Source organism: Hymenobacter polaris, assembly GCF_012927305.1.
Taxonomy (GTDB): Bacteria; Bacteroidota; Bacteroidia; order Cytophagales; family Hymenobacteraceae; genus Hymenobacter; species Hymenobacter polaris.
In genome coordinates this window covers 974,965-996,320 of record NZ_JABBGH010000003.1, presented here as the reverse complement: position 1 = coordinate 996,320, position 21,356 = coordinate 974,965, and the positions used below count along the sequence as shown (strand labels likewise).

Here is a 21,356-nt window from a genome sequence, read left to right as displayed (position 1 = left end):
GCTCCCCTAACTACGCGCCGCGGCCGAATGTTCAGCCAAGCGCGGCGCCCAGGAGCTTTTCGCTACCACTAAAGTACAAACTAGGCGCCGCCTCAACTCAGCCCCCTAGGGCCGCGCCACCGCCAAAGGACCCGCACTGGCCGCCGCCGCCCGGCGCCACTGCCGCGCCGTGAGCATTAGTAGCCCCTGCGCATCGGCCAGCCACAGGCGCTGGCGGCCATCGAGCTGCGCAATGCTGGGCGGGGCCGCCAGGCCGGGCAGCCCCAGGGGGCGCAGCAGCGGCTTAGCGGCTACTACGTCGGTAGCGGGGGCCGGCTCGAAGCTGCCAAACTCGCCGGCCGAGGCGGCGGGCAGCAGCAGCAGCCCCAGGCTGGTAGCAAACAGGCGGCCCGCGCCGGGCAGGTAGGCCGCGGCCAGCAGCTCGCTGCCGGGGCGGCCCAGGTAGGTGGCGGTGGGCAGCTCCAGGGGCCTAGGGCCGGCCGGCAGGGCGCACACGGCGTCCGACATCACCACCCAGGTGGTGCCGGCGTGGTCAGGCAGCAGCTTTTCCACCAGGTTGTCGGGTATCTCGAAGTTGGCCACGCCCTCCTCGTTGTAGCGCGTCCAGCGGCCGCGGTGGTAGCGGTGCAGGCCTAGGTTAGTGCCCAGCCACACGGCGCTATCGGGGGTAGCCACGGCGGCGCTGATGCCGGGTATGCGCAGCACCGGCTCGAAGGCGCCCGGCCGGCCGCGGTAGGCGCCGTAGCCCGCCGCACCCACCCACAGCTCGCCCGCCGCGCCGCGCGCCAGCGCCACCACCGGGGCGGCGGCCGCCTCGGCAGGCAGCCCTAGGGGGTGCGCCGCCCAGCGCCGCCAGCTGATGCTAACGCCGCCCGCAGCGGTGCCCAGGCACAGGGCCGTGTCGGTGGCCACGGCGCAGCGAATGGGACTAGGGCTGCGGTAGCGGCCCACCAGGCGGCGGCCAGCCAGCTCGTACACGCCGCGCTCGGCCACGAGGTAGCGATGGCTCCCAACTGCCAGCAGTGCCACGGGCGCGCCGCCTGGTTCGGGCAGGGCGTAGCGGGTTTGGGCGCGGGCGGGCCCTAGGCCCAGCAGCCAGCAAATAGCAACCAACATAGCCGCAGGGGCCGGAGAGAACACGCGAAGCATACCCACAAAGTACCGGCCGCGCCATTGCGGCAGCGTGACGCCCAGGTTACCAAATAAGTCATCCGGCGGTGGGGCCGCGTCCCTACGCACGCCGGGCAGCGCCTGGTTCTTATGGCAGTGAGCCCGCGCACCGCTGCCCTTTAGCTTGGTATCTGGTGCGTCCCCTAGAGCCGCCACGCGAGTTAACAGCAACTTCATGAATGGCACATCTCAGGGCAATGTGGGCCGGGCACCTTTGCGACTGGCTAACCCCTCCTCCCCTAACCAAACCTATATGAATGTCAATTCTTTACTCCTAAGCGCAACGTGCTTGGCGGCGCTGGGCGCGCCCGCCGTGGGCTGGGCCCAGGCCTCAGCCAGCAACAGGAACGTGATTATGTACATCGGCGACGGCTTCGGGCTGGCGCCCAAGACGGCCGCCCGCATGGCCATGGGCCAGGGCCGCGACGGCAAGCGCTACGCCACCGACGTTAACTTCCAGGTGCTGGCCCTCGACAAACTCAAATACAACGCCACCGTCACCACGCACTCGCTCAACTCCTGGATTACCGACTCGGCGCCCGGCGCCTCGGTGTATGCCTGCGGCAAGCGTGGCAAGCAAGACAACGAGGTGATTTCGATGGATGCTAGCACCAGCCAGCCCATCGAAACCATCCTGGAGGCGGCCAAGAAGCAGGGCTACGCCGTGGGCCTGGTCACGACTACGCGCATCACGCACGCCACGCCGGCCGCTTTTGCCACCCACATCTGGTTCCGCGACCTCGAGGACTACATTGCCAGTCAGTTCATTGCCTCGACCGAAAGCGAGTATGAGGCCATTTACAACAGTAGCCCCACGGCCAGCTACCGCTACTCGGCCACCCGCGACTGGCAGCTGCCGGCACCCAAGGTGGGCGTGGACGTGGACGTGCTGCTGGGCGGCGGCTCGCGCCAGTTTCTGCCCAAGAACGTGGCCAGCCCCTACGAGGCCATCGTGAACGCCACCGGCCAGCCCATTACCAACGCGGCGGGCGCGGCCGTGACCCTAGGCCGCGGCAAGCGCGTGGACGACGTGGACCTGGTAGATTTTGCCGTGAAGCAGCGGGGCTACAAGTTCGTGAACAGCCGCGACGCCCTGCTGGGCCTCGACCTGACGCAGTTTGGGCCGGGCGGCAAGAAGCTGCTGGGCCTCTTCAACGCCTCGCACAACAACTACGAGCAGGACCGCCAGACCGACGCGCCCTGGGAGCCCTCGCTGGCCGACATGACGCGCGTGGCCATCCAAGTGCTGCAAGCCAAGAGCAACGGCAAAGGCTTTTTCCTGCTGGTAGAGGGCGGCCGCATCGACCACCTGGCCCACGCCAATTCGGGTGGCATTTCGGTGGTGGCCGGCTCGGGCAGCACCAACCAGTACGTGGTAGATGCCGACAAGCCCAGCTACGTGGGCGGCGGCGAGGGCGTGTACGCGGCTACCCCCAGCACCGCCCGCCAGGCCAACGTGTACGGCTCCGACTATATGATTAAGGAGGTGCTGAGCTTCGACTACGCCGTGGGCGAGGGCCGCAATTTCTTGAACAACAGCGGCAACGGCAAGACGCTCATCTTCAGCAGCAGCGACCACGAATGCGGCGGCTTTGCCGTGACGGGCCTGCACGACGAGGCCGACGCCCAGCGCAACGGCACCAAAATCCGCACCTACGCCGGCCAGATTACCAAGTCGGCCGTGGCCGAGGCGGGCTACGCCACCCCCACCAACCTGGTGCGCGGCGACGGCGGCAACAACGGCTGGTTTCCCGACTACACCATCAGCAGCTTCCAGGGCCGCGACTACCCTAGCCCCACCTCGGCCACCGGCCGGCGCATTGTGGTGGCCTACGCCTCCAACCCCAATACCAACGGCAGCGGCGGCGCGGCCGGCAGCACCCCCGGCAACCACACGCCCCAGGATATCTGGATTGGTGCCGAGGACAACACCGGCACCCACGCCCAGCAGCTCACCGGCCGCGGCCTGCTCGACAACACGTCCGTGACGCCCCTCATGGCCGACTTCCTGAGCCTTTCGCAGTACGCCACCACCCTAAGTGCTCGCGCGGCCAATCCTGAGATAATGAGCGGCTTGCAGCTAAGCCCGGTACCGTTCCAGCAGCAGTTCGACCTCTCGTTTACGCTGGCCACCGCCGGCCCGGTCAGCGTGCTGCTCTACGACCAAACCGGCCGCAAAGTAGCCTCGGTGGTGGAAGCCAAAGCCTACCCGGCAGGTACCCACACCCTCACCGTGCCCGCCGCCACCCTAGTCCCCGGCCTCTACATCGCCAACGTGGAAGTGGGCGGCCAGGTGCTGTCACGCAAAACTATTAAGCTGTAATCACCTCTATCCGAGAGCTATGAGAACGCGCCCGCTGCCGCAAGGTGGCGGGCGCTTTTGCGCGTGGCCGGCCCCTAGGGGTCACCTTTACCTCGGAGCCGGCAGCAGCTTACTCCGCCACCCGGCGGGGCTCCAGCAAATCCCAGCGGTTGCCGTACAGGTCGTGCAGCACCGCCACGGTGCCGTAGGGCTCCTCGCGCGGCGGCGCTTCGAACACCACGCCGCGCGCCAGTAGCTGGTGGTAGTCGCGCCAGAAGTCGTCGGTGTACAGAAACAGGCCCACCCGGCCGCCCGCCTGCCGGCCCACGCTGCGGCGCTGGGCAGCCGTGGCGGCCCGCGCCAGCAGCAGGCCGCACGCTCCCGGCCCCGCGCCGGGCGGCGCCACCCGCACCCAGCGCTTAGCCGGGCCTAGGGGGGTGTCTTCCAATAGCTCGAAGCCTAATTGCTGGGTATAGAAGCGAATGGCCTCGTCGTAGTCGCGCACGACCAGGGTAACGAGGGCGAGGTGTTGGGGCATGGGATGCAGGTAACAGAATAGCAAAAAAGAACGTCATACTGAGCTTGCCGAAGCATCTCTACCGAACAACCCATGTGGCGCGGCAGAGATGCTTCGGCAAGCTCAGCATGACGTTCTTTTAGGTAAGCGTCAGCTCAGGTGCCAGGTAAACCTAGGCGGCGGTTACCTCGCGGCGCAGGCGGCGCAGGGGCTCCTTCTCGCTCTCGTACACCACCTTCACGCCGTCGCCCAGGGCCGCTTCGGTGTCGCGGATGTCGCGCACCATCTTGGCCATGCCGCCCGGCTCCACGCTGGCGGCGTGGTCCGAGCCCCACATGGCGCGGTCGAGGGTGAAGTGGCGCTCCACGAACGTAGCCCCTAGGGCCACGGCCGTTACGGTGGTGCTCAGGCCGGTTTCGTGGCCCGAGTAGCCGATGGGCGTGCCCGGAAATTGCTGCATCAGAGTTTGAATCATGCGCAGGTTCAGCTCCTGCGGCGGGCAGGGGTAGGCCGAGGTGCTGTGGGCAATCATCAGGTTGTCGAGGCCCACGTACTTCACGGCGTCGTTAATCTCGTTTTGGGTGCTCATGCCGGTGCTCAGCATCAGGGGGCGGCCGGTGGCGCGCACGCGGTCGAGCAGGGGCTTGTCGGTGAGCGAGGCCGAGGCCATCTTGTAGAGCACGGGCTGGAACTGCTCCATGAAATCTACGGACGGCTCATCCCAGCACGAGGCAAACCAGTCGATGCCCTTGGCCTTGCAGTAGTCGTCGATTACCTGGTACTCGTTCTGGCCGAACTCGGTCTTGCGCTTGTAGTCGATGTAGCTCATCGTGCCCCAGGGCGTCTCGCGCATCTTCTCCCACTGGTCCTTGGGCACGCACAGCTCGGGCGTGCGCTTCTGGAACTTCACCGCATCGCAGCCAGCCGTTACGGCCGCGTCAATCAGCTGCTTGGCAATGTCGAGCGAGCCGTTGTGGTTGATGCCGATTTCGGCAATGATGTAGCACGGCTGGCCGGGGCCGATGGCGCGGTTTTTCTTGATTTGAACTACTGACATAGAGTTGTAAGCTAGTAGCTTGCCGGTGGTGGCTGTTAGCTATGTGCCGTTTCAGGTGGGGAAGCGGCACGGGTGAGAAAAAAGGAAGTAAGCGGGAGTGGCATCTAGTCGACGCCCGTAGCAGCAGTTTATTTTAAGGAGGTGGGCGCCCGGCCCCGCCGGCAGCCGGGCCCTAGGGGGGCGAACCTTACGAAAGGTAGCACTCAAGGCGCACAAGCTGAGCGCGGGACTCTACTCCGAAGTCTTTTCGTCGGGTGCGTTGCCGCCGTGGGCGCTGATAATTAATTCGGCCAGCTCGCGGAAGGCGCCGTGGCCGCCGCGGGCCCGGCAGCGGTAGTCGGCCGCCTCGCGGGCAAAGCGGGTGGCGTCGCCGGGACAGGCGGCCAGGCCTACCAGTCCCAACACTTCCACGTCGTTGGTGTCGTCGCCGAGAAAGGCTACCTCGTCGGCCCCTAGGCCCAGGCGGGCGGTAATCTCGCCTAGCAGCGTGGCCTTATCCTTGATACCCAAGTGCAGCTCATTGATTTTCAGCTTCTCAGCGCGCTTCTGCACCGAGGGCGAGCGCTCGCCAGTCACGATGCCGGTTTCGACACCCACGGCGCGCAGGCGCTCTACGCCCATGCCGTCGCGGATATTGAAGCGCTTGAGCACCTCGCCGCTCTCGCCGTAGTACACGCCCCCGTCGGTCAGCACCCCGTCGCAGTCGGTCAGCAGCAGCTTAATGCGGCGGGCTTTAGCGGTTAAGTCGGCGTGTTTCATATAGTAAATTTCACTGAAAATTTACGCTAAATTACTGCCCGACGGGCAGTACAGCTGTAGCGCGGCCTTTCAGTCCGCCAGTTGAACAGCCAACATAGGTAGCTGCCTCACTCGCGGACTCAAAGGCCGCGCTACAGACTAAATAGCCGTCCAGCCGCCGTCTACCACCAGGTTGGCGCCGGTCATGTAGGCCGAGGCCTCGGAGGCCAGGAACACTACCGCGCCCTGGTAGTCGGTAGGCGCGGCCATGCGCCCTAGGGGCGTTTTGGCGCTGTACTGCTTGATGAAGAAGGCGTCCTGGCTGTTCTCGACGCCGCCCGGCGAGAGCGTGTTCACGCGCACGCCCTTGGCGCCCCAGTAGGCGGCCAGGTAGCGCGTGAAGTTGACCACCGCGCCCTTGGTGGTGGGGTAAGACGGTGACTTGTAAAAGGTCTGCTCGCCGGCCTCGTTGCGGTAAATGCTCTGGTCGGGGCCCACCAGCCCGTAGGTGCTGGCCACGTTGATGATGGAGCCGCTGCCCTGCGCGGCCATGGGCGTGCCAAATACCTGCGCCGCCAGAAACAGCCCTGTCACGTTCACTTCCAGCACCTGCCGGAAGGTTTCGACCGGGAAGTTCTCAAACTTGCTGAGGTCGGCCGCCAGCGCGGGGTTCTCGAACATATCGTTGATGGCAGCATTGTTCACCAGCACGTCGATGTGGCCGAAGCGGGCCAGAATGGCGTCGCGCGCGGTGGCCAGCGATTCGGGCGAGGTTACGTCCACGGCCAGGGCCAGGTGCTCGGCGCCGGGCAGCCCTAGGGCCACCGTGCGGGCTTTGTCGAGGTGGAGGTCGGCCACGATGACGTTGGCGCCGGCCTCGGCCAGCGCCTCGCAGTGCTTCTGGCCAATAAGCCCGCAGGCGCCGGTGACGATGGCGGTTTTGTGGGTGAGGTCGAAATAATTCATTTGGTTGTCGTTCCGGCGTTGGCCTCACCCCTAGCCCCTCTCCGAAAAAGAGAAGGGAGCTAGCTTCTAGTTTTAGTTTCTAGAAACCAGCAGTGAGCCACTAGGCAGAACTTAAAAAAAGGCTAGAGCTAAAACTAGAAGCTAGTTTCCCTCTCTTTTTCGGAGGGGGGCTAGGGGTGAGGCCAACGCCGGAGCAGGCGCTAATAACCTACTTCCGCGCCGGGGCGGCGTTGGTCACTTTGCGGAACACGGCTTCTACTGGCTCGCCTTCGAGGCGGCTGGCCACGTCCTGCTTGTCGATGGCGTCCTTCAGCAGCGTCAGCACCTCTTGGTAGGCGGCCAGGGTTTTGGCGATGTCCTCGTCGGTGTGCGAGAAGCTCATGTTGTGCGAGGCGCTCCACATAATGCCGCGCTTAAACAGCTCCTGCTGCACGTAGGCCTTGATTTCGAGCGGATTGCCGCCCTTGGGGTCGAAGGTGACTAGCGTGCGGCAGTCGTAGCCGTAGCACTTGGTGTAGTCGCTCAAACCCAGGTCGGCGGCCAGCTGGTTGTAGCCGTCCTTGAGCTTCTTGCCTTGCTCGGCCAAGCGGGCGGGCACGTTCTGGTCGCGCAGTTCCTGGATAGTGGCCATGGCGGCGGCCATGCTCAGGGCCTCGCCGCCGAAGGTGGTGAAGAAAAATACGTCCTGCTCGAACAGGCGCATCACGTCCTCGCGGCCCGTGAGCAGCGCGATAGGCATGCCGTTGGCGCAGGCTTTCGAGAAGGTAGCCAGGTCGGCCTTGATACCGAAATACTCCTGCGCGCCCCCTAGGGCCACGCGGAAGCCGGTCCACATCTCGTCGAAAATCAGCAGCGTGCCGTTCTCCTTACACAGGCGGGCCACTTCGTGCAGAAAGTTATCCTTGGGCGCATCGTAGATAAAGGGCTCCAGAATCACGCAAGCCACGTCGGGCGTCAGCAGCGCCTTAAAGCCCTCCAGGTTGTTGTATTCGAAGGCCGTTACCAGCTCCTTCACCTCGGCCGGAATGCCCTTATCGCGGCTCGTGGTGCCGATGTACCAGTCGTGCCAGCCGTGGTAGCCGCAGCACAGCACGTGGCTGCGCCCGGTGAAGGCGCGGGCCACCCGCACGGCAGCCGAGGTCACGTCGGCGCCCGTCTTGCTGATGCGGATGCTCTCGGCATTCGGAATTACCTCGTGCACCAGTTCGGCCAGCTCCACTTCCAGCTCGTGCATCATCGAGAACGTGATACCGTCCGCCAGCTGCGCCTTGATGGCCTCATCGACCCTAGGGTAGGCGTAGCCCAGGCTCAGGGGGCCGATGCCCATCTGGTAGTCAATGTATTCGTTGCCATCCACGTCCCACACGTGGGCACCCTGGCCGCGCTTCACGTACTTGGGCGAGGCACCCTTGGTGTACTGGCCCGGCCCCTTGGCCAGGGTCTGGGTCACGGGGTGCATGATGCGCTGGGCCCGCGCGTAGAGGTCGTCGGATTTAGGGAAATTCATGGGAATTGTCGGGTGACTAAAAACTAAAAAAGAACGTCATGCTGAGCTTGCCGAAGCATCTCTACCGCGCCCCTAGGGTATCGTTCGGTAGAGATGCTTCGGCAAGCTCAGCATGACCGCCTTTTGGGTTTTACGCTACAAAGGAAGCATTACTACTCAGCAAAAATATTCTCCTGCACCTTCGTCTTCTCAGCAAACTGCTCGGCGCGGTCGCCCAGCTTCTCGCCGATGCGGCGGGCAATATGCTGGCCGGTAAAGCCTTCGTACTCCAGCACTTCGCTTAGGCGGCCGGGCTTGTACCACTTCTCCTTCAGGGCCAGGGGCAGCACCTTGGCGGTCAGCTCATTTTCGAGCAGCAGCTCGGCCACGATGCTGTAGAGGCCGCCGGTTTGGAAGTGGTCCTCCAGCGTCACTACCAGGCTGCCGCCGCGCACCACCTTCAGCACCGCCTCGGTGTCGAGCGGCTTGAGGCTGCGCAGGTTGACGAGGCCCACCGAGTGGCCGGCCTGCGTTAGCAGGTCCTTGGCTACCAATGCCTGCTCGAATAGCATACCGTAGGTGAGGATGGTCACGTCTTTGCCCTCGCTCACTACCTCGGCCTTGCCCATTTCGAAGGGGGCGTGCTGGTAGGTGGCGGGGCGGGTATTCACGCGCACGTAGGCCGGGTCGGGCGAGGCCCAGATGGCGGGCAGCATGGCCAGCATATCCTGCTCGTCGGCGGCGGCAAACACGGTCATGCCCGGAATGCCGCGCATCAGGCTGATGTCCTCGATGGCTTGGTGCGTCGGCCCGTTGCCGTCGGACAAGAAGCCGGGCACGAACGAGCTGATTTTCACCGGCAGGTGCGGAATACCCACGTCGGTGCGGATAAACTCGAAGGCGCGCAGCGTGAGGAAGGTGGCCAGCGCGTGCACCACCGGCACGCGGCCGCGCAGCGCCAGGCCGGCCGCCGCGCCAATCATCGTTTGCTCGGTGATGCCCGTGTCGATAAAGCGGCGCCCTAGGGGGCCCGGTAGGTTGCGGATGAGGGCGCGGTTTTCGGCCGTCATCACAATGAGCCGCTCGTCGGCCAGCGCCGTTTCGTGGATAAGCTGTTCGTAGTTCATGACCGCAGATTTAACGGGTTTAACGGATTGCGCAGCTACGCTCGCCTGCCTGCGGCGGCGAGCTGACTACGCGGACGATACTAGACGATATTATTGGATTGGTAGAGGCGACAATTGGCAGGAGCCTATATGGCTGCTCCTATGGCTCCCCTACCCACGTAACTAAGGCAGCTAAAACGGCTAACGTCCGCGTAGTCAGCTCGCCGCCGCAGGCAGGCGAGCGTAGCTGCGCAATCCGTTAAATCTGCGATTAACGGACGGTGAGGGTTTCGCTGGTGAGGGTGGTAGCTTCCTGGCTGTGCAGCTCCTTGAGCAGCTCGGTCACCTCGTCGGCCGAGAAGTTGCAGAACCAGCGGTCGGCGCGACGCTCGATGCTGGGCAGCCCCTTGCCGCGCACCGTGTCGCAGATGATAACCGAGGGCTTGTCGTCGGCGAAGGGCAGGGCGCGGAAGGCCTCATCCAGGGCCGCGAAGTCGTGCCCGTCGATGCGGCGCACGGCGGCGCCGAAGGCCTCGAACTTGGGCGCCAGCGGCTCCAGCGGAATCAGCTCCTCGGTGGCGATGTTGGCCTGGAAGTGGTTGCGGTCCACCACGAAGGTCAGGTTGTTGACCTTGTGGGCACTGGCTACCAGCACGGCTTCCCAGCAGGTGCCTTCGTTCAACTCGCCGTCGCCGGTTATCACGATTACCTTCTGGTTTTGGTCGCGCAGCCGCGCATCCAGCGCCACCCCTAGGGCCACGCTCGGCAGGTGGCCCAGCGAGCCCGAGTGAAACTCGACGCCCGGCACGCTGCGGTTGGGGTGCCAGTAGATGGAGTCGCTGGTTTTGAGGTGGTTATCTAGGCGTTCCTTGGGCATGAAGCCCAGCTCGGCAAACACGCCGTAAAGAGCCGGCACGTCGTGCCCCTTGCTCAGGAAGAGGTAGTCGCGCTCGGGGTCTTGCAGGTTGCCGGGGTGCACGTTCAAAAAGTCGGCGTAGAGGTACACCAGCAGGTCGGTGCAGCTCAGCGAGGCGCCCGTGAAGCAGCCACCATCGGTGCTCAAGCGCACGATGTGCTCGCGCACGCGCAGGGCAAGCTCCTGCAGTTCTTGTTTTTTCTCAGGGGTCATAAGGGGCTTATAGAACGTCATGCTGAGCTTGTCGAAGCATCTCTACCGCGCAAGTAATGCTAACACCTAGGGTCAGCGGCGTGGTAGAGATGCTTCGGCAAGCTCAGCATGACGTTCTGGTTATAGTTGTTTCGTGTTCGTTTCGTCCACCGTCCGCAGCTCGTCCAGATGGTTGCGGTACCAGTTCACGCCGGCCAAGTCGGCATTCAAGCCGTAAATGTCCGGCCTTTGTTTTAATAAAGTCAGAATATCGCCCAGGCTAAAGGTAGGATTGCCGGGGTACAGCGCCTCGTACACGGCCTTGATAAACTGGTAATCAGCCGGGTAGTCAATCGTGAAGCGGTGCGACATCGAGTAGTCTAGCCCGGTTTCCCAGGTCACGTTGGCTAGGCGGAAGCGGTCGGGGTTTTCCCAGAAGAAGGGCGTAGTGTGCTCGCGCTCCAGCGGGCGGCGGGCCTCGCGCCAGGCGGTTTCCAGCGCCCCTAGGGTCATTACCTCCACGTCGTTGCCGTCGGGGTAGGTGGCGGGGTGCAGGTTGCTCACGAAGTCGTACTGGCCCAGGTTATGCACAAAAAAGCCCAGCACCTTGTCGATAACCGCCGGGTCGATGAGCGGGCAGTCGCTCGGAATTTTCACCACGGCCTCCTTTTCGCCAAAGTGCCGCGCCGCCTGGTAGTGGCGGTCGAGCAGGTCGAGCGCCGAGCCCCGGAACACCTCGATGCTGTGCTGCTGGCAGAGGTCGGCCAGCGGGTCGTCGCCGGGCTCGTCGGTGATGATGACGGCCACGCGACCCGCCTGGGTGGCCAGCTGCACGCGCTCGACTTGCCGCACCAGCAGCGGCTGCCCGCACAGGTCGAGGCTGACTTTATCGGGGAGGCGTGACGACCCGCGCCGGGCTTGAATAAGGGTGAGCATAAGCAGTAGTACAAAGTGTAACGCCAGCAGTACAAACCGTAACAACGGGCGCTTTAAAGTTTCGCAGGAACCTAGGAAGCGGTTTCGGCCACTTGCGACGCGGCCGTGAGGGGTACCGCCGGCCAATACTGCCGCAAGAAAGCCGGCCCCGAGCCCTGGAAGCGGCCAAACTGCCGGCAGATATCGGCAATGCGGCGGGCGCTCTGGCCTCCGTTCTGGATGGGGAGCTTGCGCTTGAGGTCGTTCACGTCGAAGTAGGAGTGCGTGGGAATGCCTAGGGCCAGCCCTACGTAAGCTACTGTACTGTACTGGGTTATCAGCTCTACCGAATTAGCAATCATTTCCTCGGTGTTGCCGCTGGTATAAATCAGGGCGTTGGCGGGTGCCCACTGCTTCACCTCGGCCACGGCGCGGCCCATCTCCTCGTTAGGGTGAAACTTAAACAGCATCTGGCGGCCGGCCGCAATGCGCGTGGCCTCCTTAATGAACTTCTTGCGGTTGTCGGGCCGGAAGGTTTCGCGCATGTCGGTGGTAGCCACCATCACGTAGCCACGGTGCTCAAACGAGTTGTTGCGCAGCTTCTGCACGTCGTCGAAGTTCGGGATGCCCGTCACGATGAGCTTGTCCTTGTCCACGCCTATCATCTCGAAGTGCTCGGCGTAGCCCTGGCTGGCCACGCAGTACACGTCGCAGCAGTTGTTCATGCCGTTGAGCGAGGTGCCGATGGCCAGGATGGGAAAGCGGGTGAAGCGCTTAACCAGCCGCGCCCACAAATGCAGCGGGTCGGTCATGCCCTCTTGCACGAAGATGCTCTTGGTGCGGGCCAGCAGCGGCCAGGGCACCACAATGTCGGAGCAGCACACCACCAGGTCGTAGTCGTGGCCCAGCTCGCGGTTCTCGAAGTCGCGGCGCAGCTGCTTCTCGGCAATGTAGCGGTCGGCCTTCTCCTTCACCAGGCCCGTCACGATGGTTTTATCAAGCACCTTATTGCGCAGCAGCCATTTATAGAAGCCGCGCATCCAGCCATCGTAGTACAGCTGGCTGTAGTACGGCTCGTACTCGTCGGCCAGCAGGTCGGCAATCTGGTGCATCTGCGTCGTTTGGTTGGGGGAGCCGACGAGGTAAAGCGCTTTTTTCACAAACAACTAGTAGGTATACCTACAAAATTAAGACGGCCCGCCACTTGGTGGCCGCGCCAGGGCCGGGGCGCCCAGGGCCCCTAGGATGCCCCCACCTCCGCAGGGCCCTGGGGCTGCCAGCATCGAAGGCAGCAAGGGGGTATAATCGGCAAAAAAAACTACACAAACGATTATGTAGTCGGATACGCTCATCTTTGCCCTACTTTCGCTACTCCTTCCCCTTTTTCCCGCCCCATGCACCAGCTGGCCCGATTAGATTACATCGTCTTCTTCGTTTATTTCATCATCGTGGCGGGCTATGGCCTGTGGGTGTACCGCCGCAAAACCGGCCACGACGGTAGCCTGGAGGGCGACTCCAAGGATTACTTTCTGGCCGAGGGCTCGCTGACGTGGTGGGCCATCGGCTCGTCGCTGATTGCCAGCAACATCTCGGCCGAGCAGTTTGTGGCCATGGCCGGCTCGGGCTTCAAGATGGGCCTCGCCATCGCGGCCTACGAGTGGATGGCGGCCGTCACGCTCGTGATTGTAGCCGTGTTCTTCATCCCGGTGTACCTGAAAAACCGCATCTTCACGATGCCCCAGTTTCTGCACCAGCGCTACAACGGCACGGTAGCCATGATTATGGCCGTGTTCTGGCTGCTGCTGTACGTGATTGTGAACCTGACCTCCATTTTGTACCTGGGAGCTATTGCGGCTAGCAGCGTGTCGGGCCTCAACCTCAACTTCTGCATGTACGGGCTGGCCATTTGCGCCGTCATCATCACCCTAGGGGGCATGAAGGTAATTGGCTTCACCGACGTTATTCAGGTGTTTTTCCTCATCCTGGGCGGCCTGGCTACCACATACTTGGCTATTAATTTAGTATCGGAGCACTACGGCCAAACGGGCATCCTCAACGGCCTACACCTGATGTACAGCCAGGCCACCGACCACTTCCACCTGATTCTGAAGCGCGACAACCCGAGCTACATCGACCTGCCGGGCATGACGGTGCTGCTCGGCGGCCTCTGGATTGTGAACCTCAACTACTGGGGCTGCAACCAGTACATTACGCAGCGGGCCCTAGGGGCCGACCTGCCCACGGCCCGCGGCGGTATTTTGTTCGCGGCCTTCCTCAAGCTGATGATGCCCATCATCGTGGTGCTGCCGGGCATTGCGGCCTACATCCTGTATAAGCAGGACGTATTTGGGGCCGGCGAGTTTATGCAGGGCGGCGAAGTAAACCCCGACCGCGCCTACCCGGTGCTGCTCAATATCCTGCCGGTGGGCCTCAAAGGGTTGTCGTTTGCGGCCCTTACGGCGGCGGTGGTAGCCTCGCTGGCCGGCAAAGCCAACTCCATTGCCACCATATTCACGCTCGACATCTACAAGAAAGCCATCAACCCCCAGGCTTCGGAAAAGACGCTGGTAAACACCGGCAAAATCGCGGTTATCGTGGCCATGATTCTGGGGGCCCTCATTGCCCCGCACCTAGGCATTGATAAGAAGGGCGGCTTCACCTACATTCAGGAGTACACGGGCTTCGTGTCGCCGGGCATTTTCGCCATGTTCATCCTCGGCTTCTTCTGGAAAAAAGCCACCTCCACGGCGGCCATGTTTGCCACCATTGGCGGCTTTTTGCTGTCGGTGGTGTTCAAGTTTCTGCCGGGCTTCGTCGATTTGTCGTTCCTGGCCCCCCTAGGGTTCGCGGTACCCGTCAACGGGGTGTACGAGATTCCGTTCCTCGACCGCATGGGCTTCGTGTTTATTTTCTGCATCGTGGGCATGGTCATCATCAGCCTGCTAGAGGCCAAGCGCGGCACCCGCACCGGCGGCCTCGAAGTAGATACCAGCCTGTTCCGGCCCAACCCCACTTTCACGGCGGGTGCTCTGCTTATAATAGGCATTGTGGTGGCTCTCTACGCTACGCTGTGGTAGCCTAGGGCCGGGTACCGACTAACGCTTATTTTTGGGCCGGGCCGCGGCGGTGTTAAAGCCGCGCGGACCCGGCCCTTTTTTGCACTATCCATGACCCCCGACGCAATTTCGTTTGAGCGCCTCCAAACGGCGGTGGATGCCGCCGGCGTAGGCACCTGGGACTACGACCTGCTGGCCGATACCCTCACCTGGTCGAACCGCTGCAAGGAGATATTCGGCCTGCCGCCCACGGCCCATGTCACCTACGACGACTTCCTGGCCTTGCTGTACCCGCCCGACCGGCCAGCCACCGAGGCTGCCGTGGCTGCCGCCTACGACCCCGCCGGCCCCGGCACCTACGACATTGAGTACCGCACCTACGCGCCCGCCACCGGCCAAATATTGCTGTGGGCCCGCGCCACCGGCCGCGCCTTTTTCGATGCCGGCCGCACCAAAGCGCAACGCTTCATTGGGACCATCACCGACATCACGCCCCAGAAGAATATGCAGGAGCAGCTACAGGAGGCCTACCGCGAGCTGGAGCAGAAAGTCATTTTCCGCAACCTGGAGCTGGAGCGCGAAGTGCAGCAGCTGCGCGCTCAGGTGCGAGCCCAAAACTCGTAGCTCCGCAATCCGCTCGCCGCCCGGCTGCGTAGATTGTAACGAGCTATGAAAATGTTGGCTTTTGCACTGTCCACTTTTAAGCCCCGCCATTTGGCGGGGCTTTTTTGTGTGCTGCCCCAGGCACAATGCTAAACTGCTACCCATCGGCTACCTTTTACAGGCCGACTAACGATACAATCAATTAGACATCTGTAAAGCAATGTATTAGCACTAAACGGTCAAAACTATTAGTATGCAGACAACGCTCAAAACGCAGGAATACCTGGCAAAAAGCAGTAGTCTTCGAAAACTATATAAATAAAAAAGTGCAAAATAAATTTGCACTTTCAAAAATTACTCCCCTATATTTGTCGCAGGTTCAGCCACCAAATTATTGTATTATATATGGAATAAAACGAGTACTAAGCTATTATTGTGGTGATAATAAAAGATAACGTCGGGGGAGGTTATCTGCAGTATCCGCTATAGTTAAGATTACAGAGTTAGGTGAGTTATCCAATTAGTCAGCAACTGGCGCCGCCCTACTTAGGGGCGGCGCCCCGCTAGGCCTAGGGCCGCCGCGAGGGCGTCTGGAGTAGGTCACCTTTATAACTAACAAGTGCAACAAGTGAGGTATCCATGTTAAGTAAGGAATGCTAGGCTAGAGGTATTAGTTAAAAGATAAGTGATTAGGCAAATTATGGAGTGAGTGAAAAAAGTGCTATCATGAGGGAGAGCTGAACGTGAAAGGCTGCCAGATTCTGGCAGCCTTTTTTCGTGCGCCCACCCTAGGAAGAGCCGCTTAGGCAATCTGCCCACCAAGTATTTAGGCAAGGTATTTCTACCACTTTATGGGCGCTTGCTTATCTTACCTGCCATCTCCTCCTTCCCACCATTCTCGTGAAAAAAAACGTCTTTTTCTGGTCCATCGTCGTGGCGTTGGGCGGCCTGCTGTTCGGCTTCGATACGGCCGTGATTTCGGGGGCTGAGAAGGCCATCCAGCAGGTGTGGCAGCTCAGCGACTACGAGCAGGGCCTCACCATTTCCATTGCCCTGGTGGGCACCGTCATTGGGGCCATCTTCGGCGGCGTCCCGTCCGATGCCCTGGGGCGCCGCGCTACGCTGAGCTGGATTGCGGTGCTCTACCTGGTGTCGGCGGTGGGGGCGGCGCTGTCGCCGGCCTGGGTACCGTTTATGCTGTTCCGCTTTCTGGGGGGCCTAGGGGTGGGCGCCTCGTCAGTCACGGCGCCGCTCTACATCTCGGAGGTATCGCCACCCGAGTCGCGGGGGCGCATGGTGGGCATGTTCCAGTTCAATGTCGTGTTCGGCATTCTGCTGGCGTATCTATCTAACTACCTGCTCAAAAACGTCGGGCCCGATGCCTGGCGCTGGATGCTGGGCGTGCAGGCTTTCCCGGCCCTGGCGTTTTTTCTGCTGCTGTTCCGCATCCCCGAAAGTCCCCGCTGGCTGCTGCGCCGCGGCCGCACCGACGAGGCCCGCGCCGTCTTCAACCGCATCGACCCGGCCACGGCCGAGCAAAACGTGGCCACCATCTTGGTGGCCAACGCCGCCGAGCAGGGCCCCGGCGAGTCGCTCTGGAACCCGCAGTACCGGCGGCCGGTCATGCTGGCCATCCTGTTTGCCATGTTCAACCAGTTGGCGGGCATCAACGCCATTATTTATTACGCCCCGCGCATTTTTGAGATGACCGGGCGCGGCGCGGCGGCGGCGCTGCTTTCGAGCGCCGGCATTGGGCTGGTCAATTTTTGCTTTACGCTGCTGGCCGTCAATATCATCGACAAGTTTGGGCGGCGCAAGCTGATGCTCATCGGCTCGGTGGGCCTCATTGCCACCCTAGGGCTGGTGGCGCGCGCCTTCTATACCAAGCAGTTTGGGCCGGTGCCGATATTGCTGTTCGTATACATTGCCTTTTTTGCCTTTTCGCAGGGCGCCGTTATTTGGGTGTTCATCTCCGAGATTTTCCCAAGCGCTGTGCGCGCCAAGGGCCAGGCCCTGGGGTCGAGCACGCACTGGATAATGGCGGCCATCGTCACGTTCGTCTTCCCGCCCATCGCCAAAAGTCTGGGCGGCGGCACCACTTTTGCCATCTTCGCGGGCATGATGGTGCTGCAGCTACTGTACGTGTGGAAGCTGATGCCCGAAACCAAGGGCAAAACCTTGGAAGACGCCGATAAAGTGCTGGTGCTGCATTAGGAATTAGGAGTTAAAAGCCATGAGTTGCTGGGAAGTAACCCTAGTGCATTGCTATTTCCTCTTTCCTATTGTCACGGCCCTAGGCCCCCCAACTCATAACTTTTTATTCATAACTCTCATGAAGCCAGTTGTTTGCTTTGGAGAAGTACTCTGGGACATCCTGCCCACCGGGCAGCAGCCGGGGGGCGCGCCCTTCAACGTGGCCGTGCACCTGCATCAGCTGGGGCAGCCGGTGCAGCTCATCAGCCGCGTGGGCGACGACGAGTTGGGCCGCGAGCTGCTCGACTTCATCGCCTCGAAGGGCGTGAGCACGCAGTACGTGCAGCAAGGCAAAACCCACCTCACGGGCGTGGTAAAGGCCAACGTGGACGACGCCAACGAGGTGGTATACAAGATAGTGCAGCCCGTAGCCTGGGATTATATTCAGTACGAAGACGAGCTGGCCGACCTCCTCGACGGCGCAGCCATGCTGGTATACGGCAGCCTGGCCGCCCGCCAGGCCGGCACCCGCGAAACCCTCTACCGCCTGCTCGAGCACGCCCGTTTCCGGGTGTTCGACGTGAACCTACGCCCGCCGCACTACACCCAAGAAGTGACCGAGTACCTGCTGGGCAAGGCCCACCTGGTGAAGATGAATCACCACGAGCTAGCCGAAATTATGGGCTGGTTTGGCCAGGGCGAAGCCAGCGCCGACCGCCCCGCCGCCATGCGCTGGCTCATCGAGCGCTTCGGCCTGCAAGCCGTATGCGTTACCTGCGGGGCCGAGGGCGCCCTGCTGTACACCGGCGGGCAGCTTTACCAAGCACCCGGCCTGGTAGTAGAGGTGCGCGACACCATCGGTAGCGGCGACGCCTTTTTGGCGGCGCTGCTGCGGGGCTGGCTGGCGGGCACCGAGCCGGGCGCCATGCTGCGCTTTGCCTGCGCGGCCGGGGCGCTGGTAGCCACCCACCAGGGCGCCACCCCCGCCATCACGCCCACCGATGTAACCGGGCTCATGGACCTGCAAGCGGCTTAGCAACGCTTTTTAGGTTCAGCATTGTTATTGCATGCCTACCAAAAAGCGCCGTTCCTGCTATGCAGGAACGGCGCTTTTTGGTAGGTACACGCGCATAGGCAGCGTACAGCCCTAGGGCTACTAGCCCGCCAGCGATTGCTGCTGGCCCACCCGCTGCGAGGAGGCTCGCACCAGTAGCTGGGGCCGCAGCACCACGGCGGTGGGGGTGGCGGTGTGCAGCATCCGCAGTAGCTGGTTGACGGCCTCGCGGCCCATTTGGTGGCTATGCTGGTCAACGGTGGTGAGCGGCGGCTCGGTCAGGGCCGTAAACTCGGCGTTGCTGAAGCCAGCCAGCGCCACGTCGTCGGGCACGCGGTAGCCCAGCTCTTTCAATACTTGCAGCGCCCCCACCAGGGCCGAGTCGCCGGAGGAGAATACGGCGTCGGGAGGGCAAGGCAGCTGCAATAGCTGGCGCATGGCGGCGGCCCCGTCGGGCTGGTGCTGGCCGATGGGGCACACCAGCTCGGGCCGGTAGGGCAGGCCGTGGTCGTGCAGGGCCTGCTCGTAGCCGCGGTGGCGCTGCTCATAAATGGCCAGATGCGGCGGCCCCGCCAGGTGGGCAATGCGGCGGCAGCCTTGCTCCACCAGGTGCGAAACGGCCATGTACGCCCCCGCGTAGTCGTCAATCACCACCGAGCTAATGTGCTCGCCCGTAAGCCCCTCGATGGCCCGGTCGAAGAACACCAGCGGCAGGTTGGCCGTGCGCACCGCCTCGAAGGGCGCGTAGTTTTGGGTGGAGCTGGCCAGCGACACCAGCAGGCCCGCCACGGGCGCGTTCATGAGCAGTTCCAGGTTTTTGCGCTCCTGCTCGGCATCCTCGCGCGACTGGCAAATCATGACGTTGTAGCCCGCCTGGCTGGCGGCTTCCGTAATGCCATCCACCACCTCCGGGAAAAACGTACCCGCCAGGTGTGGTACCAGCACGCCTAGCGTGTTGCTATGCCCCCGACGCAGGGCCACGGCCACCTGGTTGGGCTGGTAGCCTAGCTCTTGCGCCAGCTGCTGCACCCGCTGGCGCGTCGTCTCGCTCACGTCGGGGTTGTGCGCCAAGGCCCGCGACACCGTGGAAGGCGACAGCTTAAGCTGGCTGGCGATATCGCCAATAGAAACGCGGCGAGCTGGCATGTCGCTATTTGAAATACAGGTAGTTACTGGATAGTATGCCTCTTTTAAAGGGGTAGCACAGTTTCGCTAATATAGAGCCGCCTGCTTTGGAGCAGCACCTAGCAGCTGCCCTAGGGCCAAAAGTGTGGTTTAAGTGGTGGCTACTACCAGCCTTGGCCACGCCCAACGCTGCGCTGCCCGCAGCCCAAGCAAGCCCGGCACCTAGCCTGTGGCGCCGTAGCGTTACCCTAGGCCCTGTACTGGGCTCGCACGCGCTTGCGCTGCCCGCTACGGGCTAAATACCGCTAGCAAACCAACCAAGTGCGCGCTAACAAAAAGCGGCTAGCCGTAGCTAGCCGCTTTTTGTTGCTGCTACCGAACCTAGTATCCTGGGTTCTGAGTCAGGTTGGGATTAACGGCTAGCTGCTGGTTTGGAATGGGGAAGATGAGGTATTTGGGGTCGCTGCTCGTGGGGCCTTGCTCAATGGCCCCTAAGTAGGTGCCAAAGCGCACCATATCCTGCCGGCGCCACAGCTCCAAGTATAGCTCGCGGCCCCGCTCATCGTAGATGTTGGTGAGGCTCACGCTGCTCAAGGCGCTGGCTGCCCGCGTCGAGTTCGTGCGAATGGAGTTGACCAGGGCTAGCGGGGTGCTGCCATACGAGCCGGCCGTAGTGCCCGTACCACCGCGCATAATGGCTTCGGCCTTCATCAGCAGCACGTCGGGTAGGCGGAAGTGCACCATATCGTTGTCGATGGTACCCGCCGAGTTGTTGGTGAAGTCGGGTGGGTACTTCATGGGCCGAATACCGGTCACTTCCAGGTTCGAGCCGGTTTCAATGATGTTTACGGCTGCCGTGAAAGCCAAGGGATTACCAAGGCGGTCCGTTAGGGCATTACCGTTAATCAAGCTGTACTGCTGGCCGATAAGGAAACCTACGTTTACGCGGTTGCCGGGGTTAGCCGGGCCGTTGGTGTATTTATATACTTGGCCGCGGCGCAGGTCGCTGGCCTCGTACTTGTTATAGAAGCTCGGCAGGGCGCAGGGACCGTTATATCCCGAAGGATTCATGTTGTAGTGCGAGATGAAGCGCCACAGGTCGTACTGAGCCCCGCTGCTTACACCCCCAATATTCAGCTCCGTGAAGATATTTTCGGTGCCGATGTTGGTATTGTCGGGAGCGAAGTTATCGAAGTAGTTATTGGCAAACTTGTAGCGCCCGCTGTTGATAATGTTGTCGGCCAGGCCGATAACTAAGTTCATGTCGGCAGCCGCGAAGGTCGGCGCCTGCCGGTTGGCGTACACTCCGCGGTTGAGGTAGCACTTCATCAGCAGGCAGCGAGCGGCATCCTTGGTAGCGCGGTAGGCAGGCGCGTCGGGCAGGTTAGGCATCACCGTCGTCAGCTCCGAGATGATGTAGTCGAGCGCCGCCGTGCCTTTGCGCACCTGTGCGTTGTTCGATACTAGCTCACCTGGTTCGCGGTATGGCACCTGGTCGTAGAGGTCGAGGGTCCAGTACATGGCGAAGGCGCGCAAAAAGCGGGCTTCGGCCTGCTGCTGCGTGTTGGCATTATACTGAGCCTGCAGCATGTCGGTAGCCGCAAATATTACCCCACCCAGGTTGGCAAAAGCATCGCGCACCTGGCTGTGGTTGGCATCCCAGGTGTGCAGGTGCAGCTGGCGCCACACGCCGTTGTCGTCCCAGTCGCCGGCGCGGGTGGGCATCAGGCGCTCATCCGTAGTTACCTCCGAGAGGGCAAATACCTGAGTAGCTCCCTGAAAAGGTGAACGCATAGAGTTATACACGCCATCAAGCAGCGAGGAGGCCGTGCCGCCGGCTACCTGCGTGGGGGTAAGGGTGCCTTGAAACTCTTCGTTAATCTTGCAGCTGTTGGCCAGCTGCATTACGGCCAGCATCGCCGCCGCACTTAAAATCTTTTTCATATACAGGATAAAGGCT

Annotated in this window: 17 protein-coding genes; 5 read left to right on the top strand and 12 right to left on the bottom strand. The window is 62.2% G+C overall.

Annotation, left to right across the window (positions count from 1 at the left end; all coding sequences use genetic code 11):
- Positions 1-105: 105 nt before the first annotated feature.
- On the bottom strand, positions 106-1,116 hold the full coding sequence (locus HHL22_RS20890) for a hypothetical protein (protein WP_169533316.1): 1,011 nt from the start codon (positions 1,114-1,116) through the stop codon (positions 106-108).
- Positions 1,117-1,423: 307 nt separating this feature from the next.
- On the opposite strand from HHL22_RS20890, the gene HHL22_RS20885 reads away from it, so the two are divergent.
- On the top strand, positions 1,424-3,493 hold the full coding sequence (locus HHL22_RS20885; protein WP_169533315.1) for an alkaline phosphatase: 2,070 nt from the start codon (positions 1,424-1,426) through the stop codon (positions 3,491-3,493).
- A gap of 109 nt (positions 3,494-3,602) precedes the next feature.
- Here HHL22_RS20885 and HHL22_RS20880 read toward each other — a convergent pair whose 3' ends face one another.
- The 9 genes from HHL22_RS20880 to HHL22_RS20840 all read right to left on the bottom strand — a co-directional run bounded on the left by HHL22_RS20880 (position 3,603) and on the right by HHL22_RS20840 (position 12,525).
- The gene (locus tag HHL22_RS20880) at positions 3,603-4,010 is read right to left on the bottom strand and encodes a VOC family protein (protein ID WP_169533314.1); all 408 of its coding nucleotides are present in this window, start codon (positions 4,008-4,010) and stop codon (positions 3,603-3,605) included.
- Positions 4,011-4,161: 151 nt separating this feature from the next.
- Positions 4,162-5,046: an N-acetylneuraminate synthase family protein gene (locus HHL22_RS20875; RefSeq protein WP_169533313.1), complete on the bottom strand. Its 885-nt coding sequence runs from the start codon at positions 5,044-5,046 to the stop codon at positions 4,162-4,164.
- A gap of 231 nt (positions 5,047-5,277) precedes the next feature.
- Positions 5,278-5,805, bottom strand: a complete 528-nt coding sequence (locus HHL22_RS20870) for a KdsC family phosphatase (protein WP_169533312.1) — start codon at positions 5,803-5,805, stop codon at positions 5,278-5,280.
- 138 nt (positions 5,806-5,943) lie between these two features.
- The gene (locus HHL22_RS20865; protein ID WP_169533311.1) at positions 5,944-6,750 is read right to left on the bottom strand and encodes an SDR family oxidoreductase; all 807 of its coding nucleotides are present in this window, start codon (positions 6,748-6,750) and stop codon (positions 5,944-5,946) included.
- 208 nt (positions 6,751-6,958) lie between these two features.
- Positions 6,959-8,257, bottom strand: coding sequence for an aminotransferase class III-fold pyridoxal phosphate-dependent enzyme (locus tag HHL22_RS20860; protein ID WP_169533310.1), 1,299 nt, complete (start codon positions 8,255-8,257; stop codon positions 6,959-6,961).
- A 152-nt stretch (positions 8,258-8,409) separates the two neighbouring features.
- Positions 8,410-9,363, bottom strand: coding sequence for a transketolase family protein (locus HHL22_RS20855; RefSeq protein ID WP_169533309.1), 954 nt, complete (start codon positions 9,361-9,363; stop codon positions 8,410-8,412).
- A 250-nt stretch (positions 9,364-9,613) separates the two neighbouring features.
- Entirely contained in the window at positions 9,614-10,471 is an 858-nt protein-coding gene (locus tag HHL22_RS20850; RefSeq protein WP_169533308.1) for a transketolase, read from the bottom strand.
- 120 nt (positions 10,472-10,591) lie between these two features.
- A complete protein-coding gene (locus tag HHL22_RS20845; protein ID WP_169533307.1) occupies positions 10,592-11,386 on the bottom strand; it encodes a cytidylyltransferase domain-containing protein in 795 nt (264 codons plus the stop codon).
- Between the two features lie 71 nt (positions 11,387-11,457).
- A complete protein-coding gene (locus HHL22_RS20840) occupies positions 11,458-12,525 on the bottom strand; it encodes a hypothetical protein (RefSeq protein ID WP_169533306.1) in 1,068 nt (355 codons plus the stop codon).
- Between the two features lie 234 nt (positions 12,526-12,759).
- Here HHL22_RS20840 and HHL22_RS20835 point away from each other — a divergent pair, with 234 nt between their 5' ends.
- The 4 genes from HHL22_RS20835 to HHL22_RS20820 all read left to right on the top strand — a co-directional run bounded on the left by HHL22_RS20835 (position 12,760) and on the right by HHL22_RS20820 (position 18,253).
- Positions 12,760-14,442: a sodium/sugar symporter gene (locus HHL22_RS20835; RefSeq protein WP_169533305.1), complete on the top strand. Its 1,683-nt coding sequence runs from the start codon at positions 12,760-12,762 to the stop codon at positions 14,440-14,442.
- Between the two features lie 90 nt (positions 14,443-14,532).
- Positions 14,533-15,045, top strand: a complete 513-nt coding sequence (locus HHL22_RS20830; RefSeq protein WP_169533304.1) for a PAS domain-containing protein — start codon at positions 14,533-14,535, stop codon at positions 15,043-15,045.
- Between the two features lie 873 nt (positions 15,046-15,918).
- Positions 15,919-17,238, top strand: a complete 1,320-nt coding sequence (locus HHL22_RS20825; RefSeq protein WP_169533542.1) for a sugar porter family MFS transporter — start codon at positions 15,919-15,921, stop codon at positions 17,236-17,238.
- A gap of 118 nt (positions 17,239-17,356) precedes the next feature.
- On the top strand, positions 17,357-18,253 hold the full coding sequence (locus tag HHL22_RS20820; RefSeq protein WP_169533303.1) for a carbohydrate kinase family protein: 897 nt from the start codon (positions 17,357-17,359) through the stop codon (positions 18,251-18,253).
- 120 nt (positions 18,254-18,373) lie between these two features.
- Here HHL22_RS20820 and HHL22_RS20815 read toward each other — a convergent pair whose 3' ends face one another.
- A complete protein-coding gene (locus HHL22_RS20815) occupies positions 18,374-19,417 on the bottom strand; it encodes a LacI family DNA-binding transcriptional regulator (protein WP_169533302.1) in 1,044 nt (347 codons plus the stop codon).
- A 360-nt stretch (positions 19,418-19,777) separates the two neighbouring features.
- On the bottom strand, positions 19,778-21,340 hold the full coding sequence (locus tag HHL22_RS20810; RefSeq protein ID WP_169533301.1) for a RagB/SusD family nutrient uptake outer membrane protein: 1,563 nt from the start codon (positions 21,338-21,340) through the stop codon (positions 19,778-19,780).
- Positions 21,341-21,356: the final 16 nt, after the last annotated feature.